The organism is Allobosea sp. GW821-FHT09G06 (assembly GCF_059416005.1).
The window spans coordinates 495,136-521,793 of record NZ_JBWKOI010000001.1; the positions used below are offsets into that span (position 1 = coordinate 495,136).

The 26,658-nt window shown below is 67.4% G+C and carries 19 protein-coding genes; 7 read left to right on the top strand and 12 right to left on the bottom strand.

Annotated features, from left to right (window positions below):
• Positions 1-2 precede the first annotated feature (2 nt).
• From phnL to phnG, 6 genes are all read right to left on the bottom strand, one after another.
• Positions 3-698, bottom strand: coding sequence for a phosphonate C-P lyase system protein PhnL (gene phnL, locus AC07NY_RS02465; protein WP_494581555.1), 696 nt, complete (start codon positions 696-698; stop codon positions 3-5).
• Between the two features lie 194 nt (positions 699-892).
• Entirely contained in the window at positions 893-1,699 is an 807-nt protein-coding gene (gene phnK, locus AC07NY_RS02470; protein ID WP_494581557.1) for a phosphonate C-P lyase system protein PhnK, read from the bottom strand.
• On the bottom strand, positions 1,696-2,619 hold the full coding sequence (locus AC07NY_RS02475) for an alpha-D-ribose 1-methylphosphonate 5-phosphate C-P-lyase PhnJ (protein WP_494581559.1): 924 nt from the start codon (positions 2,617-2,619) through the stop codon (positions 1,696-1,698). The genes phnK and AC07NY_RS02475 overlap by 4 nt, the downstream gene beginning before the upstream one ends.
• Complete coding sequence (locus tag AC07NY_RS02480) at positions 2,616-3,791, bottom strand: carbon-phosphorus lyase complex subunit (RefSeq protein WP_494581561.1); 1,176 nt, start codon at positions 3,789-3,791, stop codon at positions 2,616-2,618. The genes AC07NY_RS02475 and AC07NY_RS02480 overlap by 4 nt, the downstream gene beginning before the upstream one ends.
• Positions 3,791-4,393 carry a phosphonate C-P lyase system protein PhnH gene (gene phnH, locus AC07NY_RS02485; RefSeq protein WP_494581563.1) on the bottom strand — a complete coding sequence of 201 codons (603 nt, stop codon included), beginning with the start codon at positions 4,391-4,393 and terminating at the stop codon, positions 3,791-3,793. The genes AC07NY_RS02480 and phnH overlap by 1 nt, the downstream gene beginning before the upstream one ends.
• A complete protein-coding gene (gene phnG / locus AC07NY_RS02490; RefSeq protein ID WP_494581565.1) occupies positions 4,393-4,824 on the bottom strand; it encodes a phosphonate C-P lyase system protein PhnG in 432 nt (143 codons plus the stop codon). Before phnG ends, phnH begins: the two co-directional genes overlap by 1 nt.
• Before the next feature lie 88 nt (positions 4,825-4,912).
• Here phnG and phnF point away from each other — a divergent pair, with 88 nt between their 5' ends.
• Complete coding sequence (gene phnF / locus AC07NY_RS02495) at positions 4,913-5,656, top strand: phosphonate metabolism transcriptional regulator PhnF (protein ID WP_494581566.1); 744 nt, start codon at positions 4,913-4,915, stop codon at positions 5,654-5,656.
• A 118-nt stretch (positions 5,657-5,774) separates the two neighbouring features.
• On the opposite strand, the gene phnE (AC07NY_RS02500) is transcribed toward phnF, so the two are convergent.
• The 4 genes from phnE (AC07NY_RS02500) to phnC all read right to left on the bottom strand — a co-directional run bounded on the left by phnE (AC07NY_RS02500) (position 5,775) and on the right by phnC (position 9,459).
• Positions 5,775-6,629 (bottom strand): phosphonate ABC transporter, permease protein PhnE, encoded by an 855-nt coding sequence (gene phnE / locus AC07NY_RS02500; protein ID WP_494581568.1) that lies wholly within the window; start codon positions 6,627-6,629, stop codon positions 5,775-5,777.
• Positions 6,626-7,507 (bottom strand): phosphonate ABC transporter, permease protein PhnE, encoded by an 882-nt coding sequence (phnE, locus tag AC07NY_RS02505; protein ID WP_494581570.1) that lies wholly within the window; start codon positions 7,505-7,507, stop codon positions 6,626-6,628. Before phnE (AC07NY_RS02505) ends, phnE (AC07NY_RS02500) begins: the two co-directional genes overlap by 4 nt.
• 141 nt (positions 7,508-7,648) lie before the next feature.
• The gene (gene phnD, locus AC07NY_RS02510; RefSeq protein ID WP_492285553.1) at positions 7,649-8,563 is read right to left on the bottom strand and encodes a phosphonate ABC transporter substrate-binding protein; all 915 of its coding nucleotides are present in this window, start codon (positions 8,561-8,563) and stop codon (positions 7,649-7,651) included.
• Positions 8,564-8,640: 77 nt separating this feature from the next.
• Positions 8,641-9,459 carry a phosphonate ABC transporter ATP-binding protein gene (phnC, locus tag AC07NY_RS02515; protein ID WP_492285552.1) on the bottom strand — a complete coding sequence of 273 codons (819 nt, stop codon included), beginning with the start codon at positions 9,457-9,459 and terminating at the stop codon, positions 8,641-8,643.
• A gap of 425 nt (positions 9,460-9,884) precedes the next feature.
• Here phnC and AC07NY_RS02520 point away from each other — a divergent pair, with 425 nt between their 5' ends.
• Both AC07NY_RS02520 and AC07NY_RS02525 read left to right on the top strand, forming a co-directional pair.
• Positions 9,885-10,964 (top strand): efflux RND transporter periplasmic adaptor subunit, encoded by a 1,080-nt coding sequence (locus tag AC07NY_RS02520; RefSeq protein WP_492285551.1) that lies wholly within the window; start codon positions 9,885-9,887, stop codon positions 10,962-10,964.
• Between the two features lie 9 nt (positions 10,965-10,973).
• Entirely contained in the window at positions 10,974-14,069 is a 3,096-nt protein-coding gene (locus tag AC07NY_RS02525) for an efflux RND transporter permease subunit (RefSeq protein ID WP_492285550.1), read from the top strand.
• Positions 14,070-14,224: 155 nt separating this feature from the next.
• Here the strand turns inward: AC07NY_RS02525 and pbpC are convergent, their stop codons facing one another.
• Both pbpC and AC07NY_RS02535 read right to left on the bottom strand, forming a co-directional pair.
• Entirely contained in the window at positions 14,225-16,171 is a 1,947-nt protein-coding gene (gene pbpC, locus AC07NY_RS02530; protein ID WP_494581573.1) for a penicillin-binding protein 1C, read from the bottom strand.
• Between the two features lie 329 nt (positions 16,172-16,500).
• Positions 16,501-21,759: an alpha-2-macroglobulin family protein gene (locus AC07NY_RS02535; protein ID WP_494581574.1), complete on the bottom strand. Its 5,259-nt coding sequence runs from the start codon at positions 21,757-21,759 to the stop codon at positions 16,501-16,503.
• 233 nt (positions 21,760-21,992) lie between these two features.
• On the opposite strand from AC07NY_RS02535, the gene AC07NY_RS02540 reads away from it, so the two are divergent.
• The 4 genes from AC07NY_RS02540 (at position 21,993) to AC07NY_RS02555 (ending at position 26,654) form a co-directional block, all read left to right on the top strand.
• Positions 21,993-23,435 (top strand): serine protease, encoded by a 1,443-nt coding sequence (locus AC07NY_RS02540; RefSeq protein WP_494581576.1) that lies wholly within the window; start codon positions 21,993-21,995, stop codon positions 23,433-23,435.
• 128 nt (positions 23,436-23,563) lie between these two features.
• Entirely contained in the window at positions 23,564-24,556 is a 993-nt protein-coding gene (locus AC07NY_RS02545; protein ID WP_494581578.1) for a tripartite tricarboxylate transporter substrate binding protein, read from the top strand.
• Between the two features lie 87 nt (positions 24,557-24,643).
• A complete protein-coding gene (locus tag AC07NY_RS02550) occupies positions 24,644-25,135 on the top strand; it encodes a tripartite tricarboxylate transporter TctB family protein (RefSeq protein WP_494581580.1) in 492 nt (163 codons plus the stop codon).
• A gap of 13 nt (positions 25,136-25,148) precedes the next feature.
• Positions 25,149-26,654 carry a tripartite tricarboxylate transporter permease gene (locus AC07NY_RS02555; RefSeq protein WP_494581582.1) on the top strand — a complete coding sequence of 502 codons (1,506 nt, stop codon included), beginning with the start codon at positions 25,149-25,151 and terminating at the stop codon, positions 26,652-26,654.
• The last annotated feature ends 4 nt before the right edge of the window (positions 26,655-26,658 follow it).

The window sequence follows — 26,658 nt, forward strand, 5'->3', positions numbered from 1 at the left end:
CGTCAGGCCTTCCGGAAAGCGGTGATGTCGAGATAGCGCGTCGCGACGCGTTCGCGAACCGCCTCGTCATGGAAAATTCCGACGATGGCAGAGCCGGCGGCGCGCGCCTCGGCGATGAGTTCGACGACGACGTCGCGGTTGGCGGCGTCGAGCGAAGCGGTCGGCTCGTCGATCAGCATGATCGCCGAGGGATCGACGAAGGAGCGGGCGATGTTGACGCGCTGCTGCTCGCCGCCGGAGAAGGTGGCGGGCGCGAGGTTCCAGAGCCGCTCAGGCAAGTTGAGCCGGGCCAGCATGGCCTTGGCGCGCTCGGTCGCGGTTTCCGGCGTTGCACCCCGGGCCAGCAACGGGTCGCGCACGATGTCGAGGGTCGAGACACGCGGGATCACGCGCAGGAACTGCGAGACGAAGCCGAGCGTGCGGCGGCGGATGTCGAGCACGGTACGGGGCACGGCTGCGACGATATCGACGGGCCGGCCGGCATGGGTGATGCGGATCGCGCCGGCCGTCGGTCTGTAATTGCCGTAGAGGATGCGCAGCAAGCTCGACTTGCCGGCGCCGGAGGCTCCGGCAAGCACCAGCGCCTCGCCGGAATCGACATGGAAATTGACGTTGTCGAAGACGGGCAGACGCGCTCCGCCCTGGTTGTGCAGGGTGAAGGTCTTGGCGACGTTCTCGACCTGAATCATCGTGGTCATGGGGTCAGTGCCTTGTGCCGGCGAGGTGACGAGGGTGTGACGCATTCTCCGTTGTCATTCCGGGGCGTGCCGCAGGCGCGAACCCGGAACCCACGACTGGGCGAGCGAGCGTGATCGCCATGGGCAAAGGCCTCACCCGGTCGTGGGTTCCGGGTTCTTCGCTGCGCGAAGCCCCGGAATGACAAGGGGGTAGGTCACACACTCAGCACCGCCGAGGTCAGGAGTTGCGTATAGGCGTGATGCGGATCGTCGAGCACCTGGTCGGTCAGGCCTTGCTCGACGACGCGGCCGTCCTTCATCACCATCAAGCGGTCCGTCAGGAGCCGGGCGACGGCGAGGTCGTGGGTGACGATGATCGCGGCGAGGCCGAGATCGCGGACCAGCACGCGCAAGAGGTCGAGCAGGCGGGCCTGCACGGAGACGTCGAGGCCGCCGGTCGGCTCGTCCATGAAGACGAGGCGGGGTTCCGAGACCAGCACGCGGGCGATCTGGAGGCGCTGCTGCATGCCGCCGGAGAACTGGCGGGGCCGGTCGTCGATGCGGGCGCCCGCGATCTCGACCCTGCTCAGCCAATCGAGCGCGCGCTCGCGGATCTGGCCGTAATGCCGGTCGCCGCGATCCATCAGGCGCTCACCGACATTGCCGCCGGCGGTGACGTCCATACGCAGGCCGTCGCGCGGGTTCTGGTGGACGATGCCCCAGGCGGTGCGCATCAGGCGGCGGCGCTCCTGCTCGGAGACCGAGTAGATGTCGAGCGGCTCCGTGCCGCCCCGGAACAGCACCTCGCCCTCGTCGGGCTTGTCGATGCCCGCAAGGCAGCGCAGCAAGGTCGACTTGCCGGAGCCGGATTCGCCGACGATGCCGAGCACTTCGCCCGGCCAAAGGTCGAAGGAGACATCGGCGCAGCCGATGCGCTCGCCATAGAAGCGGCTGACGCCCTCGACGGAGAGCAGGGGAGCGGGTTCGAGCGCGAGCTCGGCCGCTGCGACATGGAGCGTCATGGGGTGGTCTCCTCGACCAGGCCGCTCGCGGCGGCATCGCCCAGCATCGTGCCGCGATGGCCTTCCGCCCGGCGGGTCTCGCAATAATGGCTGTCGGAGCAGACGAACATGCGCCCGCCCCGGTCGTCGATCACGACCTCGTCGAGATAGCTGTCGTCCGCGCCGCAGAGGCCGCAGGGCTGCGTCCAGCTCTGGATGCGGAAGGGGTGATCCTCGAAATCTAGGCTGCGCACGCTGGTATAGGGCGGCAGCGCATAAATGCGCTTTTCGCGTCCAGCGCCGAAGAGCTGGAGCGCGGGCGACATGTGCATCTTCGGATTGTCGAATTTCGGGATGGGCGAGGGCGCCATCACGTAGCGATCGTTGACCATGACCGGGTAGTCGTAGGTCTTGGTGATCTCGCCATAGCGGGCGATGTCCTCGTAGAGCTTGACCTGCATCAGCCCATACTCGGCCCAGGCATGCATCTTGCGGGTCTCGGCCTCGCGCGGCTCCAGACGGCGCAGGGGTTCGGGCGTCGGCACCTGATAGACCATGATCTGCCCGCTTTGCAGCGGCGCCTCCGGAATGCGGTGGCGGGTCTGGATGATCGTCGCCTCATCCGTCGCCTCGCAGGTGCGGGCATAGGCCGTGCGCTCGAAGAATTTGCGGATCGAGACGGCATTGGTGGTATCGTCGGCGCCCTGGTCGATCACTTTCAGCGTATCGGCCGGGCCGATGATCGCGGCGGTGATCTGGATACCGCCGGTGCCCCAGCCACGCGCCAAGGGCATTTCGCGCGAGCCGAACGGCACCTGATAACCGGGCACCGCGACGGCCTTGAGCAAGGCGCGGCGGATCATCCGCTTGGTCTGCTCGTCGAGATAGGCATAGTTGTAAGCCGGCTTGGTATCGTCCGCCGGCATTTGATGGATGGTCATTCCGCAGCCTCCGGCATCGTATCAGCCCCTTGGGCGTTCTGCTCTTGCGCCAGCCGCTCCTCGCGCTCCCTGCGGATGCGGCGGATCAGTTCGAGCTCGCCCTGGAAATCGACATAATGCGGCAGCTTGAGATGCTCGACGAAGCCGGCCGCCTCGACATTGTCGGCGTGGTAGAGGACGAATTCGTCCTGCTGGGCGGGATAGTTGGTGGCCTCGCCGAAATCGCGCGCCTTCAGCGCCCGGTCGACCAGCGACATCGACATCGCCTTGCGCTCGCTATGGCCGAAGACGAGGCCGTAGCCGCGGGTGAACTGCGGTGGCACCTCTTTCGAGCCCTGGAACTGGTTGACCATCTGGCATTCGGTCAGGGTGACGTCGCCGAGATCGACGGCGAAGCCGAGTTCCTCCGGTACGAATTCGACCGAGACCTCGCCGACGCGGACCTCGCCGACGAAGGGGTGCGTGCCGCCGAAACCGCGCTGTACGGAATAGCCGAGGCCGAGCAAGAAGCCCTCGTCGCCACGCGCCATCGATTGCAGGCGGACATCGCGATCGGCCGGGAAGGAGACGGGATCGCGGGTCAGGTCGAAGGGGCGCGGATCTCCTTCCGGCGGTTCCTCCGCTTCCATCAGGCCTTCGGCGCCGAGGATATCGGGCACGCGCGGCATGCGGGCGTCGAGCGGGGCTTTCAGGCCGTCATGCTCGGGCTTGACCCGAGCATCTCCTGCCGAAGAGGGCTCGCCTTCTTGTCCTGAGATGGCCGGAGAGTCCATCAGAGCGAAATCGAAGAGCCGATGCGTGTAGTCATAGGTCGGGCCGAGTACCTGCCCGCCGGGCAGATCCTTGTAGGTCGCGGAGACGCGGCGGCGGATCGCCATCGCGGCGGTGTCGAGCGGTTCGGAGGAACCGAAACGCGGCAGCGTGGTGCGATAGGCGCGCATCAGGAAGGCGGCCTCGATGACGTCGCCCTGCGACTGCTTCAGCGCGAGCGCGGCGAGGTCCTGATCGTAGAGCGAGCCCTCGTTCATCACGCGGGCGCAAGCCAAAGCCTGCTGTTCGCGGATTTGGGCGACGCTGATCTCCGGCACGGCGGGGTCGCCGCGGCGCGCCTCGGCGACGAGATCATGCGTGGCGAGGATGGCGGCCTCGCCGCCTTTGACGGCAACGTACATCAGCGGGCCTCCTGAATTTGCGTCGAGCGCGGCAGGCCGATCATGCTGTCGCCGCAAGCGAGAACGACATCGACGCCGAGCGGGTAGAGCGCATTGTTCTCACGCAGTTCCTCGGTGAAACCGGGGCGCAGGCCCTGCGGGGCGATGTTGCGCGAGCCGGAAATGCCGGGGCCGGAGAGCGTTAGGGCAGGGCCGCCTTCGAGGCCTGAAACCTGCACGATCACGGTGGTGGAACGGTCCGGGAACTGGTCCGTGCCGAGATTGAAGGCCGAGAGGTTAGGCTCGCCCGCTGTGCCGTCGATGACCGCGAAGGCGGCCTCAGTGGGATCGTCGACGAGGGCGGCAGCGCAATGGAAACGCAGCCAGGCGCCGGCAGGGCCGTTGCGCAGGGCTTCCGGCAGCCAGACCGGCGTTTCGTAATCTGCCAGCGTCAGCAAGGCGGTGGCCGTCGCGATCGCGAGACCTTCCGGCGGTGCGATTTCGCTGGCGACACGCTGCAATTTGCCGGGCTCGGAGAGCGCGGCGAGCAGGGCGCGGAAGGCAGCCTGCGACTGGAAGACCGGATCGGAAAAGCCGGGGGCGATCATGGTTTCAGCCGGCATCACGAACCCCTGACGAGCGTGAAGAAGTCGACCTTGGTCGCCGCCGCCTTGCGCGAGGCGAGCTCGCGGGCCGAAGCCTGCTGCGCGGCGAGGGTGGCGATACCCTGATGCAGGCCGCTGCCCTCGGCCTCCTCCTGAAGGCGAGCGTCGAGCAGGGCGGCGAGCCGCGCCTTCCGGCCGTCGCGGCCGAGCGCATAGGAGAAGCCCATCCGCCCGTTGGACAGGCGCACGACGCAGCGCGTCACGGTGGCTTCGCCGAGATTGAAGCGGCGGCCGGCGCCGCCGGCGCGGCCCTCGACCATCACGGTGCCAGTCTCCGGCGCCTTCAACAGGTCATGAGCCGGCGGATCGCCGAGCAGGGTTTCGATCTCGCTGCGGGAGGCGCGCGCCAGCGTCGCCATCCAGCTTTGCCTCGGGGTTCTTGGGGTCATCGGCGCGGGCTCGCTGGTCAGTTCCGAATGTCTAGACTATGCTAGGGGAGTTGATGGCAAAGGTCTATACTTTTTGGGCGACATTTTGATGACGGATACGGCACTGGCGGAGCGCGACGGGGGCACGGCCTGGCGGCGCATCGCCGATGAACTGGCGGATGCGATCGGGCGCGGCGAGTACAAGCTCGGCGACACACTGCCGGCCTCGGTCGCGTTGGCCGAGCGCTATGGCGTGCATCGCCATACGGTGCGGCAGGCCTTCCGCCATCTCGCCGAGCAGGGGCTGGTGACGGTCTCACGCGGACGCGGCACGCAAGTGACGGCGCCGCGTCTGCCCTATCCGATCGGCCGGCGCGTCAGCATGCGCACCAATATGGGCAAGCTCGGCATCACCGGCACGAGCCGCATGCTCTCGGCCGAAGTGGTCGTGGGTGAGGCAGCCGCCTGCACGGCGCTCAAGCTGAAGACCGGGACGCCGCTCTGGCAGGTGCAGGGCGTGAGCCTGGCGGATGGCGTGCCGATGGGCACCGGCACGCATTGGCTTGCGGTCGAGCGTTTCCCGGATTTCGACAAGGCCTATCGCGAGGCGGCCGGCTCGATCACGGCGGCCTTCAAGATCTATGGCATCGCGGATTACGTGCGCCTGTCGACGCGCTTGACGGCGCGGCTCGCCGATGAGCGCGAGGCCGAGCTGTTGGAGATCGCGCCTGAGGCTGCCGTGATGATCTCGACGGCGGTCGATGCGCTGCCGGACCTGACGCCAGTGCATCTCGTCAGCAGCGTGTTCGCCGCCGAGCGTATGGAGATGGTGATCGAGCCGTTCGGGGATTGAAGGGCACCGTCATGCTCGGGCTTGACCCGAGCATCTCAGGACGGAAAGGCGCCTTATCCTGCACGAGCTTCTCGGGTCTTCGCTTCGCTGCGCCCGAGAATGACGGCTGGTGTCGCTTTCAGCTCGCCCGGCGGCCGATGATCGCGAAGCGCAGCTTGCCCGAAAGGAAGTCGATGGCCGAGACCGCGGCAAGGACCAGCAGGATCAGGAAGGAGACCTGCTGCCATTCCAGCGTGCGGATCGTCTCGGCGAGATAGAGGCCGATGCCGCCGGCGCCGACGATGCCGATGATCGTTGAGGAGCGGGTGTTGGATTCGATATAGTAGAGCACCTGGCTCGCGATCACCGGCAGCACCTGCGGCAGCAGGCCGAAGCGGATCTCATGCGCCTTGCCGCCGCCGACGGAGGATACGCCTTCGACCGGCTTGCGGTCGGCGGCCTCGATCGCTTCCGAATAGAGCTTGCCGAAGGCGCCGAGATCGCTGGTCATGATCGCGAGCATGCCGGCGAAGGGGCCGAGGCCGACGACATTCACCCAGATCAGCGCCCAGATCAGGGCGTCGACGCCGCGAACCGTGTCGAGCGAGCGACGGGCGAAGAAGTGTACGATGCGGTTGGCGACAACGTTGCGCGCCGCGATGAAGCCGAGCGGCAGGGCGAGGATCGCCGCCAGAACTGTGCCGAGGAAGGCGATGGCGATGGTCTCGAACAGCGCCTTCACGAAGATGACGGCGCGCGCCCAGGAGCCGGGATCGGGCGGCAGCATCAACATGACGAAGGTGCCGAGATTGCCGAAGCCGGACAAGATCTTCCAGAGCGAGGTCTCGAGCGTCGTCAGCCCGTAGACGAAGAAGCCGGCGAGCGCGGCGATGGTGCCGATGGTCGCAAGCTTCGTCTTGAGCGAGCCGCGGATCGCGGCGTCGTGGCGGCGCAGGATGTCGGCGCGCTCGGCTGTCGAGAGGGCGAGGCTCATCGGCCATGCTCCAGGCTGAGAAGGGCGTGGCGCAGCCGCTCGGTGGCGTAGTCGATCAGCATCACCGTGACGATGATCAGCAGCAGGATGGCGCTGACATCGGTGAAGTAGAACTTGCGGATGGCCTCGATCAGGTCCTGGCCGATGCCGCCGGCGCCGACGAAGCCCATGATCGAGGCGCCGCGGACATTGATCTCGAAGCGCAGCAGCGCGTAGCTCGCGAAATTGGAGAGCACCTGCGGCACGACCGCGAAGCGCACGATCTGCCACCAGCTGCCGCCGGCGGCGGTGACGCCGTCGACCGGCTTCAGGTCGATGTTCTCGACGACTTCCGAGAAGAGCTTGCCGAGCGCGCCCATGGTGTGGATCGCGATGGCGAGCACGCCGGGCAGCGGGCCGAGGCCAAAGGCGATGACGAAGATCAGCGCGAAGACGATCTCGGGAACGGTGCGGCAGAATTCGAGATAGCGGCGCACAGCGAAGCGCAGCCAGGTGGCACGGCCGAGATTGGCAGCGGCGGCGAAGCAGAACAGGAAGGCGCCGGCGGCGCCAAGGATCGTGCCGACATAGGCAATGAGCACGGTCTGCCAGAGCAGCTTCAGCCAGCCCTTCAGGCCCCAGTACCACTCGGAGAGGTCGGCGCCGAGGCTGGCGAGCCTGAGCGTCGGCAGCGTCTCGAAGATATATTTCGGAAAGCGGTGAACGTTCTCGAAGAACTTGGCGAGATCGACTTCGGCGCCGCGGGCCGAGAGCAGCACGCAGGCGATGAAGACGGCGATGCCGATCAGGGCCTGCCGGCGCTTGGCAGCTGAAGCTTGCCGATAGGCCTCGGCATGGGCCCGGATGGCCGGGTCGTTGCGGTCGATCGCGAGGGTCATTGAGAGGCGCTTCCGAGGGGTCGCGGGATCGGCGGGTGCCGATCCCGGACAAGGGTGTCATCCCAGGACGAAGCGAAGCGCAGTGCCCTGGAATCTCTGGCGAGAGATGCCCGGGTCGAGCCCGGGCATGACGGAGGTTGCTTACGACGACTTCTTCTTGCGGAGCTCGTCGACGAACTTGTTCAGCTCGATGATCGGGTCGTAGGCCTTGTTGTCGACGGCGACGAGCGGGCCCTGCTTGCCTTCATAGATCTTGTCGAAGGCGGCCTTGTCCTTGGTGGCGAGGTTCAGGACGGCGTCGCGGATCTTGGCCTTCAGCTCCTCCGGCATGTCGGTGAGATAGGCCATCGGCGAGTTCACGATCTGCTCGGACTTGTAGATGATCCGGAAGTCGTCGGCCTTGGCCATGTTCTTGCGGGCCATGCGCTGCAGGTTCGATTCCTGCTCGTCGTTCCACCAGTTGGCGGCGACATCGACCGTGCCCTGCTGGAGCGCGATGATCGCGTTCTCATGGCTGCCGGTATAGACGACCTTCGAGAAGAAGGTTTCCGGCTCGATCTTCATGCCGTTCAGCGCGAAGCGCGGGACGTTGTTGCCCGAGGTCGAATTCGGGTCGACGAGGCCGAGATTCTTGCCCTTGAGGTCCTCGACCTTCTGATAGGGCGAGTCCTTCTTCACGTAGAAGACCGAGTGATAGCCCTTGGTGCCGTCGAGATTGGTCTCGATGGCGAAGGCATCGACCTTGGCGCCGGTCATGCGGGCGCGGGCGAAGGAGGACGGGCCGTAGGAGGCGATGTGGATGTTGCCGGTGCGCTGGCCCTCGATGATCGCGGCGTAGTCGTTGGCGATACGCAGGGTGACCTTGGTGCCGAGTTCCTTGGCGAGATACTGCACGAAGGGGGTGTAGCGCTCGGTGACGCCGGAAGCGTTCTCGGAGGGGATGATCGCGAAGACGAGCTCGGGATACTTGGCCTTCCAGTCCTGCGCGAAGGCCGGAGCGGCGGCGAGCGCCAGGCCGGCGACGGCGAGCGAGAGGGTATGACGACGGGTCAGCATCTTTGTGCTCCTGGTTGTAGGCGGGGATGGTCTTCTCGCGGCGACGGCCATCAGGCCGGTCCGGCGATCTCTGGAAATCAGGCGATCTTCTGGCGGGCGCGCTTCGCCTCGGAGGCGGCGATGGCGTCGAGCGCATCCAGCGCCTCGGCGCCGGCATCCTTGGCCTCGATGCCGTAGAGTTCGGCCGCGATCTCGCGGGTCAACGCCTGCGGCACGTCGTCGAACACGACCTTGCCGGCGGACATGCCGATCAGGCGGTCACAGTATTTCGCGGCGATATCGAGGTCGTGCAGGTTGCACATCACGGTGATGCCGTCCTCGCGATTGATGCGGAACAGCGCGTCCATGACGACCTGTGTGTTGCGCGGGTCGAGCGAGGCGATCGGCTCGTCGGCGAGGATGATGCGCGGCTCCTGGACAAGGGCGCGGGCAATGGCGACGCGCTGCTGCTGGCCGCCGGAGAGGGTCTCGGCGCGCTGCGCCAGGAGATGGCCCATATCGAGACGCTCGAGGGCCGCGATGGCGCGAATCTTGTCGTCCTCGGCGAAGCTCTTGACCAGCGTCAGCGCCGCCGAGCGATGGTTCAGGCGGCCGAGCAGGACATTGGTCAGCACGTCGAGGCGGCCGACGAGGTTGAACTGCTGGAAGATCATCGCCGTGTCGCGGCGCCAGCGGCGCAGCGAGGCGCCCTTCAGCCCGGTGACGTCCTGCTCCTCGCAGACGATCCGGCCGGAGGTCGGCTCGGTCAGGCGGTTCAGCATGCGCAGCAGCGTCGACTTGCCGGCGCCGGAAGGGCCGATCACGCCGACCATCTCCCCCTTCGGCACCGTCAGCGTGACGGCGTCGACCGCGTTCCTGTCGCCAAAGCGCTTGGTCAGGCCTTCGATGCGGAGCATGGACTGGTTCTCGGGCACGATGCGGGCATGAGCGCGTCCCCACCCGGTCAGGCCGGAGGGTCAGGCGTCTCGATCGCCGCGAGCCCTAGCGGCCACGGATGACAGCGGCGTGACAGGATGTGAAAGGCCCCGAAACGGGCGATTTGCACCTCCAAGAGCCGGTCAACGTTTCGTGAGGTCTCCAGAATGCGCTTGGACGATCCACGGCTTAGCGGCAGGATGATCGTGGATGTCTGTGTGCGGCGGAGATGCCCGTGACGTTGGGCCTCTTATCGGCAAGCATCTTGCATTGATGCCTGCGAGGCCGAAACGATACGGCATCGGCACAAGAACCGCTGTTTTTGTGCCGCTGTGGCGCGCCGGCATCTTAGCAACGCCTTTCGTTCCATTTAAGACCAATGGGCGGCAACGGAGCCTCCAGCCTGATGAAGCGGTTCGTTCTTCTTGTTCTCGTCGCCGCCATCGCGGGCGGCGGCTATTATGCCTACCGCAACCAGCGCACTGGCACCCAGCAGGCGCAGGCGAGCGCGGTCTCGGGGCCGCGCGGCGTGCCTGTCGAGGTCGCGTCCATCGAACTGGCGACCGTGAGCGAGGAGGTCGAGGCGCTCGGCACGCTGGCCGCCGATGAATCCGTTGTCATCGCGCCGGAAATCGCTGGCCGCGTCATCTTCCTCGGCTTCAAGGAAGGCGAGCGCGTCAAGGCCGGGCAGGAGCTGGTCAAGCTCGATACGGCGATCCTCGATGCCGAGCTGAAGCAGGCGATGGCCGATCTCGGCCTTGCCCGCGATACCAATGATCGGCTCAGGGGGCTGGTCTCGCGCGGCTCGGGCACGCAGGTCGCGCTCGACGAGTCCGCGGCGAAGCTCGCCTCCAGCGAGGCTCGCGTCCAGCTCGCCAAGGCCAAGCTCGCCCAGTCGACCATCGTGGCGCCGTTCACCGGCGTCGTCGGCCTGCGCTCGGTCGGCGTCGGCGACTATGTCTCCGTCGGCAAGCAATTGATCACGCTGACCAGCATCGACCCGATCAAGATCGATTTCCGCGTGCCCGAGATATTCCTGAGCCGCCTCAAGGTCGGGCAGCCCGTGCAGATGAAGGTCGATGCGGTTCCGGACCGGAAATTCCAGGGCCAGATCTACGCGATCGACCCGGTGGTCGACGTCAACGGCCGGGCGATCCGCCTGCGCGCCAACATCCCCAATGCCGATCTCGCGCTGAAGCCCGGCCTCTTCGCCCGGCTGGCCATCACCGTGGACTATCGCGAGAAGGCGATCGTCGTGCCGGAGATGGCCGTGGTGCCGGATGCGGTCGGCAAGATCATCTACGTCGTCGACAAGGGCAAGGCGAAGAAGGTCGCCGTCGAGCTTGGCAAGCGCCTGCCGGGCAAGGTCGAGATCGTCCGCGGGCTGACGCCCGACATGCAGATCATCACCGCCGGCCAGATGCGGCTGCGCGACGGCGCGATCATCGCGATCAAGGACAAGGTCGTCCAGACGAGCCAGCTCTAGGATCGCGCCATGAGCCTCTTCGAACTCTTCGTCCGTCGGCCCGTCCTCTCGACGGTGCTGAGCCTCCTCGTGATCCTGATCGGTATCGTCTCCTATGGCCGCCTGACGGTCCGCGAGTATCCGAACATCGACGAGCCGATCGTCTCGGTCCGCACCGATTATCGCGGCGCCTCGGCCGAGATCATCGAGACGCAGGTCACCCAGATCCTGGAGAACTCGATCGCCGGCATCGAGGGCATCGAGATCATCTCCTCGGCCAGCCGCCAGGAGCGCAGCTTCATCCAGGTGCGCTTCCGCCCGGATGTCGATCCCGACGTCGCGGCTTCCGACGTGCGCGACCGCGTCAGCCGCGTGCGCAGCCGCCTGCCGGACGAGATCGACGAGCCGGTCATCGCCAAGGTGGAGGCCGACGCGCAGCCGATCCTCTATCTCTCGCTGACCAGCACGAAGGACGGGCCGCTCGAACTCACCGACTTCGCCGATCGCTTCATCTCCGACCGCGTCCAGAACGTGACCGGCGTGGCGGAGGTCCGCATTCTCGGCCAGCGCCAATATGCGATGCGCATCTGGCTCGATCGCGCCCGCATGTCGGCTTACGACATCTCGGTCCAGCAGATCGAGGCGGCCGTCCGGGCGCAGAATGTCGAGATCCCGTCGGGCCGGATCGAGAGCAACGATCGCGAATTCACGGTGCTCTCGCAGACCAGCATGACGACCCCGGCGGAGTTCCGCGAGATCGTGGTCAAGGACGCCAATGGCTTCCCGGTCAAGCTGAAGGACATCGCCAAGGTCGAGCTCGGCGCCCGCGAGGAACGCAACGCCGCCTGGTTCAAGGGCACGCCTTCGGTGACGATCGGCATCGTCAAGCAGGCGACGGCCAATCCGCTCGACGTCTCGGCCGGCATCGAGGAGGCGCTGCCCGGCATCATCGAGGACCTGCCGCAGGGCATGGCGATCGCCAAGTCCTACGATACCTCGGTCTTCATCGATCGCTCGATCAAGGCGGTCTACCAGACGATCATCGAGGCGATCGTGCTGGTCGTGCTGATCATCTTCATCTTCCTGCGCTCGGTGCGCGCGACGCTGATCCCACTGGTCACGATCCCGGTCTCGCTGATCGGCTCGTTTGCGCTGATGTATGCGTTCGGCTTCACCGTGAACACGCTGACGTTGTTGTCGATGGTGCTCGCCATCGGCCTCGTCGTCGACGACGCCATCGTCGTACTGGAGAACGTGCACCGTCATATCGAGGACGGCATGCAGCCGACCCCGGCGGCGATCCGCGGCATCAACGAGATCGCCTTCGCGGTCGTGGCGATGACGCTGACGCTGGTCGCGGTCTATGCGCCGATGGCCTTCTCGACCGGCCGCACGGGCAAGCTCTTCATCGAGTTCGCGCTGACGCTTGCCGGCGCGGTGCTGGTCTCGGGCTTCGTCGCGCTGACGCTGACGCCGATGATGTGCGCCAAGCTGTTGCGCCATCACGAGAAGCACAACTGGCTCTACAATGTGCTGGAACGCGGCTTCAACGGACTGTCGCGCGGCTACAAGGCCTCGCTGCGCGGAGCGCTTTCGATCCGCCCGCTGGTCGTGCTGCTGGCGCTGGGCGTCGCCGGCAGCGGCTATTACTTCTTCACGCATCTGCGCGCGGAGCTGGCGCCGGTCGAGGATCGCGGCACGATCAACGCGGTCGGAGTCGCGCCCGAGGGCGCCACGATCTCCTTCACGGCCGACTATGCGCGCCAGGTCGAGCAGTATTTCAGCAAGATTCCCGAGGTCGATACCTATCTCGTCATCGCCGGCTTCCCCGACGTGACGCGCGCCATCGGCTTCGCCCGCCTCAAGCCCTGGGAAGAGCGCCAGCGCAAGCAGCAGGATCTTGTCGCCGAGATCAACAGGGGCCTGTCGCAGATCCCCGGCATCCGCCTGTTCGCGACCAACCCGGCCTCGCTCGGGCAGGGCCAGGCGAACAGCAAGCCGGTCGAGTTCGTGCTGCGCTCCTCGGAGTCCTATACGCAGATCAAGGCCTATGTCGACCAGCTGATGGCCGAGGTCGCGAACTCGCCGGTCCTGACCAATGTCGAGACCAACCTCATCCTCGACAAGCCGCAGATCAAGGTCTCGATCGACCGGCAGCGGGCGGCCGATCTCGGCGTCGGCGTCGATATCATCGGGCGCACGATGGAGACGCTGCTCGGCGGCCGGCAGGTGACGCGCTTCAACATGAACAGCAAGCAGTACGACGTCGTGCTGCAGGTCGAGGGTTCGGAACGCAATACCCCGCAGGCGCTGCAGTCGATCTACCTGATGGGCCGCGGCGGCGCCGTGGTGCAGCTCTCCAGCCTGGTCAAGATCGACGAGAACGTGGCGCCCAAGGAGCTGACCCGCTTCAACCAGCTGCGCTCGGCGACGATCACCGCGATCCCGGCGCCCGGCTATTCGCTCGGCGACGCGCTCAAGGTGCTGGAAGATAGTGCGGCCCGCGTGCTGCCGTCCTCGGTGCAGGTCGACTATTCCGGCCAGAGCCGCGAGTTCAAGCAGTCGGGCGCGAGCATCTTCATCGTCTTCCTGCTGGCGCTGGGCTTCATCTACCTGGTACTGGCGGCGCAGTTCGAGAGCTTCGTCGACCCGGTCGTGATCATGGTCTCGGTGCCGCTTTCGCTGACCGGCGCGCTGGCGGCGCTCTACTACACGGGCGGGACGATGAACGTGTACAGCCAGATCGGCCTGATCACGCTGGTCGGCCTGATCACCAAGCACGGCATCCTGATCCTGGAGTTCACCAACCAGCTGCGCGAGGAGGGCAAGGACATGCTCGATGCCCTCGTCGAGGCGGCGGAGCTGCGCCTGCGGCCGATCCTGATGACCACGGGCGCGATGGTGCTCGGCGCCGTTCCGCTCGCCATCGCGACCGGTGCCGGCGCGGAAAGCCGCTCGCAGATCGGCTGGGTCATCGTCGGCGGCATGACCTTCGGCACCTTGCTGACGCTCTATGTGGTGCCGGTCGCCTATAGCTATCTCGCCCGCACGGTCCATGGTTCGCGCCATGCGCCGCATGAGGAAGGGCACGGCGCTCAGGGCGCGCATCCGGCTCCAGCGGAGTAAACGACACCCGCTGTCATCCCGTGCGCGCCGCAGCGTGCAACGCTGCTGCGCGCACGGGACCGCGTGACGGTAGGGCGCCTTTTGCTGCAGACGGTCCCGCATCTGCGCAGCAGCACTGACGTGCCGCAGCGCGTGCGGGATGACGCGCGGTAGCGCTACTGCAGCCTGACCGAGACGCTCTCGCTCGCCCCGGTCGCGTCGATCACCGAGATCCGCATGAAGCCCTTGCCCGGCGGCTGCCATTGCGTCTCGCGGCGGCGCTGCGGCTCGGTCACCGGCGTGCCGTCGACCAGCCAGGTATAGGGCGGCGAGCCGCCGGCCACCTTGAGATTGAGCCGGCCATTGCCGTCGAGCGCGGCTGCGGAAAGATCGATGCGGGCGCCGTCCGGCGGGAAGGCGAGCTTCAGCGTCGGCGTGGTCATCGCCGTCACGGTCTTGGGCACATCCTGCCGGAGGTGGCGGAGCGGCGGCGGCAGATGGCCTGTACTGGCGATGATCGCATCTGCCGGCTGCGGGAAGGGGCGCGGATCGATGCCGAGCCGGGCGAAGGCGTCGAACAGGATCGGGGCCGCGACCGTGCGCCCCACCAGTCCAGGTACGGCGCCATTATCGGCGCGGCCGACCCAGACGCCGATCGTGTGCCTGCGGTCGAAGCCGACGGCCCAGGCGTCGCGATAGCCATAGGAGGTGCCGGTCTTGTAGGCGATGCGGCCTGGCACGGCATTGAGCGGCGGCGGCGCACCGAGCAGCGTATCGGCGACATACCAGGCCGCGACGGGGTCGACGAGGCGCGGCGCCGGACCGCTCTGTGCCGCCTGCTGGCGGAAGCGCAGCGGCAGCATCTCGCCGCCGCGCGCAAGGCCGACATAGGCGCGGGTCAGGTCCTGCAAGGTGATGCCGAGGCCGCCCAGCCCGACGGCGAGGCCAGGCGCGCCGCTGTCCCTGGGCATGGCGATGGCGACGCCGGCATCGCGCAATCGCGAGAGGAAGCGCTGCGGGCCGAGCGCCGAGAGCAGTTCGACGGCGGGCACATTGAGCGAGAGCTGGAGCGCCTTGCGGGCGCTGACCATGCCCTGGAAGGTCATGTCGAAATTCTCGGGGATATAGATGCCGTAGCGGGCCGGCCTGTCCTCCAGCATCGTCTCGGGATGAGCGATGCCGTTGTCGAAGGCGAGCGCGTAGATGAAGGGTTTGAGCGCCGAGCCGGGCGAGCGCAGCGCCCGCGTCAGGTCGAGGGAGCCTGCCCGCTCTGCTGCGAAATAGTCGACGCCGCCGACCGAGGCGCGGATCTCACCGGTCTCGTTATCGACGGCGAGGATCGCGATCGAGACTTGCGGCGCGAGTCCGAGGCTGCGCTCACGGGCGAGGCCTTCGAGCGCGGCCTGCAAGCGTGCATCGAGCGAGAGCTTCTGGACGCGCTCAGTAGGCGCCTCCGCCACCGCCTGCTCGGCGATATGGGGGCTGAGATTCGGAAAGGGGCGGCGCGCGGTCGGGATCGGCTCGCTGCGGGCGGCGGCGACCTCGTCTGATGTGGCGAGACCGGCCTGCTCGACCCGTTCGAGCACGCGCTCACGCGCCTTGCGGGCAGTTTCGACGAAACGGTCCGGCCGACGCGTCTCGGGCGATTGCGGGAGGGCGACGAGCAGGGCGGCCTCGGCGGTCGAGAGCCGCTTCGGCTCCTTGCCGAAATAGGCGAAGCTCGCGGCACGCACGCCTTCGAGATTGCCTCCGAAGGGGGCGAGCGTGAGGTAGAGGTCGAGAATGCGGGCCTTGTCGAAGCGCCGTTCCAGCTCGACGGCGCGCACGGCCTGCCTGAGCTTGGCTGAAAGCGTGCGCTCCTCGCGCGGTTCGAGCAGGCGTGCGACCTGCATGGTCAGCGTCGAGCCGCCGGAAACGACGCGGCCGTTGAGCAGCATCTGGCCGGCGGCGCGCAGCATGCCGAGCGGGTCGATGCCGTGGTGCTCGTCGAAGCGCTTGTCCTCGAAGGCCTTGAGCATGGCGAGATAGCGCGGATCGACGTCCTCGGAGGTGACGGGGAGCTTCCAGCGTCCGTCGGCGGTGATGAAGGGGCGCAGCAGCTTGCCCTCGCGGTCGAGCACCACGGTCGAGCGATCGGCCGCGGCCGCGAGGTCGAGCGGGGGCAGGGCGCGGGCGTAAAGGGCAAGGGCCGTTGTTGCGGCGATTGCTGAGACAGTCAGAGCTCCGGCTGCGATCTTCAGTTTGCGAAAGCGCTGCCGCCGCTTCCCTTCTCCCCTTGCGGGAGAAGGTGGCTCGGTGGAGCCGAGACGGATGAGGGGTCGCGCGACGATTGCCGAAATCCGCGTTGCGAAGGAGCGCCAACGATCGAGGGCGGCGCGACCCCTCACCCCAACCCTCTCCCGCAAGGGGAGAGGGGGCGCCGTGGTGCGTCGCTTTTCAGGCTGCGCACTCATCACCGCGCCGAGGTGATCTCCACCGCGCCGAAGCCCGTGCGGCCGAAGCGGTCCGGCCGGTACATGTCCTCGATCACGGCGGCGGGCGAGACGTAGCGGCCGGGTGAAACCGCCCGCGCGATATAGGCGACGGTGTAGGCGAGCTTGTCGCTGCGCGAGCCAGAGCGCTCGAAGGCCGCGACATAGCGGTCGTCGCGCGCCTCGGTATGGACCGGGTAGACCTCCTGCTTCAGCCAGTCGAGCCCCGCGACCGAGGCGCCTTCCGTCAGGTTGGCATTCTCGATCTCCAGTCCGGCCGGAACCGGATCGACCAGCAGCAGGCGGCCATAGCGCGGCGCGCCCTCCGTCACCGTCAGCGCCACGACATAGCGCTCGTTCTGGCGCAGGCGCGCCGGGTCGGCCTTCTCGCCCTTCATCGTGTAGATCACACGCTCAAGGCCGAAGCCCTGATTGAGCGCAGGCTCCGGCGCGGTCGGGATGCCGGCGACGGTGATGACCGCCTGGGCATTGCCGGCGCCGGGATTGGCGATGGTCAGGGACTTCGCCTCCAGCGCCTCGGCCGAGAGCGTGCGGTAGAGCGCACCCTTGCGAGCCGTGCCGTCGACCGTCAGCGTCATGCCCTCGGCGTCCTTGGCCATGGCCTGCGCCGCCAGCACCATCCACATCTGCTCCTGCGTCGAGGTGTAGTTGTAGCGGGCGCTGTTGCGGGTGGCGTCGAGGATCGAGACGGCGCGAGAGATATCGGCGCGCTCGCCATTGGCCTCCGCGATCAGGGCGAGCACCCCGGCGCCATCGCGCAGCCGGGAGCCGTAATCGGGGCGGGAGAAGCCATCGTCGCTTGCCTGCTGGAGCAGGCCCAGCGCGCTGCCGAAGGCGGCACGGCCGCGGCCGCGATCGCCCAGCGCCGAGAGCGCCGCGCCGATCTGAGCACGGGCGAGCGGCGTCGCGAAATCGCCGAGCTTGTTGTCGGCGAGATAGCGCAGGTCGCCCATCACCGGCCGGCCGTTGCGGGCGAGCACATAGAGCGCATAGGCGATGCCGGCCGCTTCCTCCTTGTTGATCTCGCTGGTGTTGACGACCTGATTGCGCAGGCGATCGAGCGCGAGGTTGAAGGCGATCTGCGGCACCGCGAACTGCTTCTCGCGGGCCCGCGTCAGGAAATCCGTGACGAAGGCGTCGAGCCAGAGATCGTCGCCGCCGACGCCCCAGAGGCCGAAGGAGCCATTGCCGCCCTGACGGGCGAGCACGCGCTCGATCGCGTTGACGACGCGCTCGTCGGCCTTGTCGTCGAGCGCGAGCTGCTCCAGCGAGGCGAGCTGGTTGACCGCGAGCAGCGGCAGCGCGCGCGAGACGGTCTGCTCGGTGCAGCCATAGGGATAGCGGTCGAGCGCCTTGAGCAGGGCCGGTACGTCGAGCGAGCCGAAGGGCGAGACCGTCACAGAGACCTGCCCGGAATTCGGCACGAGATCGGCCAGCAGGTCGGACGAGACGGTGATCGCCCCGCCATTGCCGGGGATGGCGCGGACGATGCGGCGCGCGATCGTCGCGGCCGAGGGCTGTACCCTGACCGCGAGGTTCTGCACGGTGCCGATGCCGTTCGGGCCGGAGACGCGCACGTCGAACTCGGCGCGGCCGAGACCTGCGGCGGTGACGGGGATCGTCATCTGCGTCTTGGCGCCGGCGCCGAGCTGCATGGTGCGGCGGGTGGCGTCGGCGGCGACCAGAACCGGGCCCTTCACGTCGAGATCGACGGTGTAGGAACCGGCCGGACCCTCGATATTGTCGACCTGAAGATGGAAGCGCGACTGGTCGCCGATGGCGAGGAAGCGCGGCAGCGTCGCCTGGGCGACGATCTGGTCGCGCACGATCACATCGGCGCTGGCCTGCCCGGTGCGACCGGCCGACCAGGCGACACCCATGACGCGGACCGAGCCGTTGAAGGCCGGCATGTCGAAATCGATCTTCGCCGTGCCATCGGCCCCGACCTTCACGACGCCGGAATAGCGGGCGAGCGGCTCCTGCGTCGGCTTCTCGCCATCCATCTTGGGCGCGGCGTCGCCGCCGGTGCGGATCGCGCCGCGCGTGCCCTGCATGCCGTCGATCAGGTAGCCATAGAGATCGCGCAGGTCATGGCCGAGCTGGCGCTGGCCGAAGAAGAACTTGCTGGCGTCGGGGCTCTCGTAGCGGGTGAGGTTGAGGATGCCGATATCGACGGCCGCCAGCGTGACATAGGCTTCTTCGCCGGCCTTCACGCCGGTGACCTTGACCGGCAGCGACAGCGTCGTCAGCGGGCGCACCAGCTTGGGCGCGCCGAGATCGAGCGCCAGCGTGCGCGTCTCCTTGCCGATCTGGAACCAGGACAGGCCGATGGCGCGGCCCGGCAGGCGCTTGGCGCTGGCGTCCATCGGGCGATGCGCGAGCACGACGAGATAGGCGCTGGCGCCCCATTCCGCCTTCACGGGAATGCTGGCCGAGGTGCCGCCCTCGGTGATGTCGATGGTGCGGATATCCGCGACCTTGTCGGTGACGACGGCGAGCGTCGCCCTGCCGGCGAAGCGCGGCGAGAGACGGACCTGCAGGCTCTCGCCATCGGCGTAAGCAGCCTTGTCGAGCGCCACATCCAGCACATCCGGCGTATCGGCGGTCTTGTCGCTCTCATAGCCGACGCTGAAGGAGACCGAGGTCTCGGCTGCCTCGTTGCCGTCCGAGGTCACGTCGAGCCGGTAATTGCCCCATTCGACGGGCGCGGCGATCTTCGCGCCAGCGGCTTCCACTACGGCGATCTCGCCATCGGCAACGCGGCGGGTGGTCTTGACGCCCTCATAGTTCCAGCGGCCGTCCTGGAAGAACCACTGGTAGTTGCGGCGGACCTTCGACAGCACCCATTTGACGCCGGGCCGGGCAAGGCGCTTGCCGTCGCCGGTCGCCATGATGACTTCGAAATTGGCGGTCTGGCCATTGCCGAGATCGCCGTCGCGGAACAGCTTCTTCACGCCGATGGCGGCGCCCTTGGGCACGATCGGCAAGGTGACGGAGCGGGCGATGGCGCGCCCGCCGGGCTCGCCGACGCGCACGGTCATCTCGACTTCGAGCGGGCGATTCGTGTCGGCCTGCTGGACCGGGTTGGTGATGCTCGCCTTGCCGGCGGCGTCGGTCGTCGTGCTCTCCTCGAACTCGCTCTGGACGGGCTCGAAAGCCTCGTCGGTGAGGCCGACCTGATAATCCTTGAAACCGGGGATGGCGCTGGCGTCCGCAGCGCGGATCGTCATCGAGCCGGTGACGTCGAGCTCGGAGCCCGGCGCGCCGTAGAGATAGCGCGCGTTGACATCGAGCTCGGCCGGCTGGCCGGCCTGGAGCAGCGGCGCCTTCGGCGTCAGCGTCAGTTCCAGCCGCTCGGGGACATAGTCCTCGACGAGGAAGGAGATTTCGCCGATCGCCTGGCCCTTCGGATCGGAATAGGCGAGGACGCGCCAGGTGCCGGTCGCGGAGCCGGAAACGAGCTGGATCGAATGGGCGCGCCCGCCCGCGCCCTGGTCCTCGACCTGCCGGCGGCGGTACTCGACCCCATCCGGGCGCTTGACGACGATGGTCAGCGGCAGGCCGGCCACAGTGGCGCCCTTGGCGTCGCGCAGCAGCGACGTCAGGTAGACCGTCTCGCCCGAGCGATAGACGCCGCGCTCGGTATAGAGATAGGCATCGAGCCCGGCGGGGGCGACGCGACCCTTCACGCCGCGATCGGAGAGGTCGAAGGCGGTCTGCTTGAGGTCGAGGAAGCCGTAATCCTCGGCGAGCGAGGCGGTGACGAGGCCCGGCGCATTGCCGCCCTGGCCCTTGCCGAGGCCGGCATCGAAGCGGGCATAGCCATTGCCATCGGTCTTGGCGGTGCCGAGCACCTCGTTGTTGCGGGCGATCAGGCGCAGTTCGGCGTTGGCGATGGGTTTGGCGTCGGCCAGCGAGCGGGCGAGCACATGCACGCCGTCCGGGCCGGTGAAGGAGGTCAGGCCGAGATCGGAGACGACGAACCACTGCGTCGCCCGCGTCGAGCCGTCATCATAGGAATCGCCGTCGTCGCTGGCGGGCGCGGTGGCGGGTCCGCCCGAAGGCTTGGCGAACATCACGTAGACGCCGGGCTTCAGGCTGCCGACCGCCTCGGTCACCGGGAAGGCGGTGATCACGTCCTGGTTCAATTCGGACTTCACGTCCATCGTGCCGGTCCAGACGCTCTGGCCCTTGTCGCTGGAGATCTGCTTGGCGGAATAGGAGCCGATCTGGCTGAGGAAATCCTCGGAATGGACGGAGTTGATCAGGTTGCGGTCACCGATCCGCATGACCTCGAGGTCGAGCTTGCCGGAATTGACCGAGACGACCGGAATGCCCTGCTGGCCGGTGCGCGGCAGCACGTAGTTCTTGCCGGTGAAGCGCACGGAGGGCGTGCGGTCGCGGACATAGATCTCGTAATCGGCCGATTTCAGCAGGGTCTCGTCGGGGATGGCCGAGGGCACGCCCTGGCGGATGACGATGGCATAGCGCTCGCCATGCTTGAGGCCGTCGACGCAGATCTGGCGGTCCTCGGCGCTGACGGCGAAATCGCCCTTGCCGCCGGAGATCGCGACATAGGGCGCGAAATCGACCCGGCCGCGTGCGAGCGCTTCCGAGAACTCGAAGCAGGCGCGCGGGGAGGCGGCATCGGAATCGGTCTTGTTCGAGAGCAGGCGGAAGCCGCGCTTCTCGCGCAGGCTCTCATAGGAGCTCTGCAGGGCGGTATTGGCGGCGAGGTCGAGGCTGAGCCGATAGGTGGTCAGCGCCGGGCGCCACAACTCGTTCTTCTCGAAGGTGCGGGCGAGCACGCCGAGCGAGGCCGCCTCGTCATTGCGGTTGGTCGAGCGCTGATAGGCGAGATAGGCGGCTGCGACGGCGCGCTCGCGCAGTTCCCAGCGCTCGCGATAGTCGCGCGGCTCGATCGCGTTGGCGGCGCGCGCCATCAGGCGCCAGCCGGCGGCATTGCTGGAATCGGCGACGATCGCGGCATTGGCCTGGGGCAGGGCAGAGCGGGCATCGCCGCGGCCGAGCGCGACCTCGCCGGCGCGGATCGCGTCGGCGGCCGAGCGATTCCCGGCGGTGACCTCGCGCTTCAGGCGCTCTTCCAGTCGCTGCCCGTCGGCGAGCAAGTCGTTGCGGACATAAGCCTTCTGGGCGAGGGCAGGGGCCGCCGCTAGCGTGAGCGAGAGGGCGAGCGCGAGACGGGAAAGCAGGGTCATCGTCGGTCCTCTTCGTCGATCGGTCAGCCAAGGATCCGCGGGCATGGCTTCAGGCCGATGACGGCGTGAGACGGGGCCGGCAGGCTATCACCGTGCGGCGCGCGTTCAAGTCATGCGAATGCAGGTCGTGCGAGGTTAGGGAATGCCGCTACGGGAGTCGTTCGCCATGGTTGCGGCGCGGCGCGTTCTGACGCTCAATGCAGCCGCTTCGCCCGTTCTCAAGGACGAGACCCATGCCGCGCGCCCTTCTCCATCCCTCGCGAATCACGCTGCTCCGCAGTGTCGCCGTGGCGCTTGTGCTGCTGGCCCCGCCCCTTGCTAGCGCGCAGGCTCCCGCGCCCGGCCCCTCGCCGCAGATGGCGGCAGCGCAAGCGGGGTTCGAGGCCTTGCCCGAGGCCGAGCGCAAGGCGATCCAGAACGATTTGATCTGGGCCGGGCAATTCAACGGCGCGGTTTCCGGCTCCTATGGCCCGCTGACCTTCCGGGCGATCAACGCTTTCAAGGGCACGCGCGGCCCGGCCGATGGTCTGCTGCCGCCGGCCGAGCGCGCAGCTCTCGCCAAGGCCGCACAGGCGGCGCGCGACGCGGCCGGGTTCAAGGTGCTGGCCGACGACAAGACCGGGGTGCAGATCGGCATCCCCCAAAAGCTCCTGCCGAAGCGCGACGTCACGCCCTCCGGCGGCAGCCGCTGGCAGAGCGCAGACGAGAAGGTGACGCTCGACACCTCGACCACACCGCCCGGCGGGGATGATCTCGCGGCGATCTTCGAGAAAGCGATAACCGTCAGCCCGAACAGCCCGCGCAAGATCACCTACAAGCTGCTGCGTCCGGATTTCTTCGTGGTCACCGGCGAGACGCCGACCGGGCGCTTCTATCGCCGGCTTTCGGCCGGGCCGCAGGGCCTGCGCGGGTTTTCGATCGGCTATGACAAGGCGTTGGCGCCGACCGTCGACAAGCTGGTCATCGCTATTGCTGCCAGCTTCGAGCCCTTCCCGACCGGGGCGGTTCCGGCGCAGCCTTCGGCGGTTGCCGGCACGGCCGCGAGCTCCTCCTCGGGCTTGTCGTCACTGCTTGCGCCGGCTGCGCGCAGCAATGAGCGCTATGGCGTCGCGCTGGCGCTTAACGAGCGGGTCGCGTTGAGCGTGGCGGCAGCGGTCGACAACTGCCGGGCCCTGCGCGTCGGCAATCGGAATGCGAAGCTGCGTCTCAAGGACGACGCGAGTGGGCTTGTCTTGCTCGACCTGGAGGGCACGGGCGTGGCGAAGCCGCCAGGCTTGCGCAGCGAGGCCGCGGGCGCTTCCGAAGCGCTGGTGCTGGTCGCCTATGGCAACGATGCCGGCAAGCGGGTCGCCGTCGCGCTGCCCGGGCAGGGTGTGCAGGCCGGTGGCAAGCCGGCGCTCAAGGCGCCGCTCCAGCCGGGCCAGGCGGGTGCGCCGGCCTTCGACCGGCAGGGGCGGATTGTCGGCATCGTCACCGACAACCCGTCCGACAAGATCCTGATCGCCGGCGTCGCGCCGCAGCGCAGCTACGCCTTTGCCGATGCGGCCGCGATTCAGTCCGTGCTCGGCAAGGCCGGCGTCGCGCTGCCGGCGGCTGCCGCTGGGGCAGAGCTCAGCACCGGCGCGGTAGTCGAGCGGGTTTCCGGCGCTGTCCAGCCCATCGTCTGCGGGCTGTAGTCTCGGCCAAAATGAGAGGTTGTCACTGGCCGCGCGATCGGCTCAGATGATGCCCGTCATATCAAGGGAGCCCCGTCGCTGACGAGGAGCGCCCGGACACTAAATCGATTTAGCGGAGGAACTGGGTAATGACCGATTTCATCGACAGACGAACTGTGCTCAAGGGCGCGGCCGCGGCCGGCGCGAGCCTGATCGCGGCGCCTGCCATCGCACAGGCGAACTATCCGTCGCGGCCGATCACCATGGTCTGCCCGTGGGGCGCGGGCGGCGGCACGGACGCCACCGCGCGCATCGTCGCGCAGCTCTTGGAAAAGGACCTCGGCCAGCCGGTCAACGTCGTCAACCGCACCGGCGGTTCGGGCGTGGTCGGCCACTCGGCCATCGCGACGGCGGCGCCGGACGGCTACAATATCGGCATGCTCACCGTCGAGATCGCCATGATGCATCATCAGGGCCTGACCGACCTGAAATCGACGAGCTACACTTCGCTCGCGCTGATGAACGAGGACCCGCCGGGCGTGCAGGTCTCGACCGCGGGCCCCTACAAGGACATCAAGGGACTGGCCGACGCGATCAAGGCGGCGCCTCCCGGCAAGCTCAAGGCGTCCGGCACCGGCCAGGGCGGCATCTGGCATCTCGCCCTGATCGGCTGGCTCGTCGCGATGGGGTTGAAGCCGGATCACGTCGCCTGGGTCCCGTCGAACGGCGCGGCGCCCGGCATGCAGGATCTGGCGGCCGGCGGCATCGATATCGTGACCTGCTCCGTGCCGGAAGCACGCGCGATGATCGATGCGGGCAAGGCCAAGTCGCTGGCGATCATGGCGAGCGCGCGCAACCCGCAGTTCAAGGACGTGCCGACGCTCAACGAGACGCTCGGCATCAACTACTCGATCGGTGCCTGGCGCGGCATCGGCGCGCCGAAGGGCCTGCCGCCCGAGATCGCGGCCAAGCTGACGGCGGCGCTGAAGAAGGCCTTCGATTCGAAGGATTATCAGGACTTCATGAACGCCCGCGGCTTCGGCATGAAGTTCGCGGACGGCAAGGGCTTCGCCGACTTCATGGCCGCAAGCGACACCTCCATGGCCTCCGCCATGAAGGCAGCAGGCCTCGCCAAGGGCTAACGCGGCACCAGACCAACGACGCCGGGAGCAGAACGCTCCCGGCGTTTTCGTCTCGTCATGATCTGATCGTCCAGGGAGGTTGCGCCCTTGCAACTATCCGACCGCATTACCGGTTCAGCGCTTGCCGCGCTCGGCGCCACCGCCTTCTTCTACGGTTCGAAGCTGCCGCCGGTTCCCGGCCAGCAGGTCGGCCCATCCGCCTTTCCGATGGTCGTCGGCGCCGGGCTCGTGATCTGCGGCAGCCTGATCGTCTTCGGGATCGGCCGCCATTTCGAGGAGGTCGCCGAGGCTGACGTGGTCAGTCACGCAACGCCGGAGGAACTCGTGCCGGTGCCGGCCTGGCGCAACTGGCTGGCCTTGCTGCCGCCGGCTTTGCTCGCCTTCTATGCGCTCGCCTCCGAGACGTTGGGTTTCCTGCCGACGACGGCGATCATGGTGCTGCTCTGCAGCCTCGCTTTCGGCGCAAAGCCGAAGCTTGCGGTGCCGCTCGCGATCATCGCGCCCTTCGCGATCAACTTGATCTTCCTGAAGCTGCTGCGCGTGCCTTTGCCCGGCGGCATGCTGCCCTTCCCCTGGTGAGCGAGGCCTGACGATGGATACCGTCATCAAGGCCTTCGGGCTGGTTTTCCAATTCGACGTGATGATCGCCATCGTGGCGTCGGCCTTCTATGGGCTGACGGTGGGCGCGCTGCCCGGCCTCTCGGCCACCATGGCGACGGCGCTGCTCGTGCCGGTCACCTTCTATCTCTCGCCGATCGCGGCGATCGCGACGATCATCACGGCCTCGGCAATGGCGATCTTCTCCGGCGATATTCCGGGCTGCCTGCTGCGCATTCCCGGCACGCCGGCCTCGGCCGCCTATACCGACGAGGCCTATGCGATGACGCGCAAGGGCCAGGCCGAGACCGCGCTCGGCATCTGCCTGTGGTTTTCGGCGCTGGGCGGCATCGCTGGCACGCTCTCGCTGATGCTGATCGCGCCGCTTCTGGCGGAAATGGCCCTGTCCTTCTCGACCTACGAGAATTTCTGGCTCGCCATGCTCGGCCTGATGTGTTCGACGCTGGTGGCGCGCTCCTCGCCGATCAAGGCGATCGCGGCGATGCTGCTCGGTCTGCTCATTACCTGCATCGGCATCGACAATCCCGGCGGCGTGCCGCGCTTCACCTTCGGCTCGACCAACCTCTTGGGCGGCATCGAGGTCATTCCGGCATTGGTCGGCGTCTTCGCGCTGGCCGAGGTGATGCGCTCGCTGACCGAGCGCGACCCGCCGAAGATCGAGAACCGCAAGCTCGGCTCGATCCTCAAAGGGCAGTGGAAGCTCACCAAGGAATATCCGAAGCAGCAGACGCGCGGGAACATCGTCGGCATCATCATCGGCGTGCTGCCCGGCGCAGGGGCCGACATGGCGGCCTGGGTCAGCTACGCCATGTCGAAGCGCTTCTCGAAGACGCCGGAAAAGTTCGGCACCGGCCATCCGGAAGGGTTGATCGAGGCTGGCGCCTCCAACAACGCCTCGCTCGCCTCGGGCTGGGTGCCGGCGCTGCTCTTCGGCATTCCCGGCGACACGATCACCGCGATCGCGATCGGCGTGCTCTACATGAAGGGGCTGAACCCCGGGCCGACGCTGTTCACGACCCAGGCCGAGAGCATGTACGCGCTCTATATCATCTTCATTCTCGGCAACATCATCATGATCCCCTTCGGCATCATCATGATCCGGCTGGCAAGCAAGGTCGTCGGGGCGCCGCGCTCGGCAGTGATGCCGGTGATCATGATCTTCTGCGCGGTCGGCGCCTTCGCGACGGCGGGCAACAACCTGTTCGCGGTCTGGTGCGTCGCCTTCTTCGGCGTGTTCGGCTTCGTGATGGAGAAGAACGGCTATCCGGTCGCGGCGATGGTGCTCGGCATCGTCATGGGCACGATGGTGGAGCAGAATTTCGTGACTTCGCTGATCAAGTCCGACGGGTCGGTTCTGCCCTTCTTCGACCGGCCGGTCTCGTCCGTGTTGGCGGCGATGACATTCGCGGCGCTGCTCTGGCCGGTGTTTTCCTGGACCCGCGACTGGCTGAAGGGGCGCAGGCGGGTGGTGGGGGCCTGAGGGC

Bases quoted from the DNA above. Each gene is read 5' to 3' on its own strand.
- AC07NY_RS02525 (WP_492285550.1), top strand. From the start codon at position 10,974: ATGAGCCTCTTCGAACTCTTCGTCCGTCGGCCCGTCCTCTCGACGGTG.
- phnC (WP_492285552.1), bottom strand. From the start codon at position 9,459: ATGCTCCGCATCGAAGGCCTGACCAAGCGCTTTGGCGACAGGAACGCG.
- AC07NY_RS02540 (WP_494581576.1), top strand. From the start codon at position 21,993: ATGCCGCGCGCCCTTCTCCATCCCTCGCGAATCACGCTGCTCCGCAGT.
- phnD (WP_492285553.1), bottom strand. From the start codon at position 8,563: ATGCTGACCCGTCGTCATACCCTCTCGCTCGCCGTCGCCGGCCTGGCG.
- phnH (WP_494581563.1), bottom strand. From the start codon at position 4,393: ATGCCGGCTGAAACCATGATCGCCCCCGGCTTTTCCGATCCGGTCTTC.
- AC07NY_RS02545 (WP_494581578.1), top strand. From the start codon at position 23,564: ATGACCGATTTCATCGACAGACGAACTGTGCTCAAGGGCGCGGCCGCG.
- AC07NY_RS02555 (WP_494581582.1), top strand. From the start codon at position 25,149: ATGGATACCGTCATCAAGGCCTTCGGGCTGGTTTTCCAATTCGACGTG.
- phnG (WP_494581565.1), bottom strand. From the start codon at position 4,824: ATGACCCCAAGAACCCCGAGGCAAAGCTGGATGGCGACGCTGGCGCGC.
- phnE (WP_494581570.1), bottom strand. From the start codon at position 7,507: ATGACCCTCGCGATCGACCGCAACGACCCGGCCATCCGGGCCCATGCC.
- AC07NY_RS02520 (WP_492285551.1), top strand. From the start codon at position 9,885: ATGAAGCGGTTCGTTCTTCTTGTTCTCGTCGCCGCCATCGCGGGCGGC.
- phnL (WP_494581555.1), bottom strand. From the start codon at position 698: ATGACCACGATGATTCAGGTCGAGAACGTCGCCAAGACCTTCACCCTG.
- AC07NY_RS02535 (WP_494581574.1), bottom strand. From the start codon at position 21,759: ATGACCCTGCTTTCCCGTCTCGCGCTCGCCCTCTCGCTCACGCTAGCG.
- AC07NY_RS02475 (WP_494581559.1), bottom strand. From the start codon at position 2,619: ATGACCATCCATCAAATGCCGGCGGACGATACCAAGCCGGCTTACAAC.
- phnE (WP_494581568.1), bottom strand. From the start codon at position 6,629: ATGAGCCTCGCCCTCTCGACAGCCGAGCGCGCCGACATCCTGCGCCGC.
- phnK (WP_494581557.1), bottom strand. From the start codon at position 1,699: ATGACGCTCCATGTCGCAGCGGCCGAGCTCGCGCTCGAACCCGCTCCC.
- phnF (WP_494581566.1), top strand. From the start codon at position 4,913: ATGACGGATACGGCACTGGCGGAGCGCGACGGGGGCACGGCCTGGCGG.
- AC07NY_RS02480 (WP_494581561.1), bottom strand. From the start codon at position 3,791: ATGTACGTTGCCGTCAAAGGCGGCGAGGCCGCCATCCTCGCCACGCAT.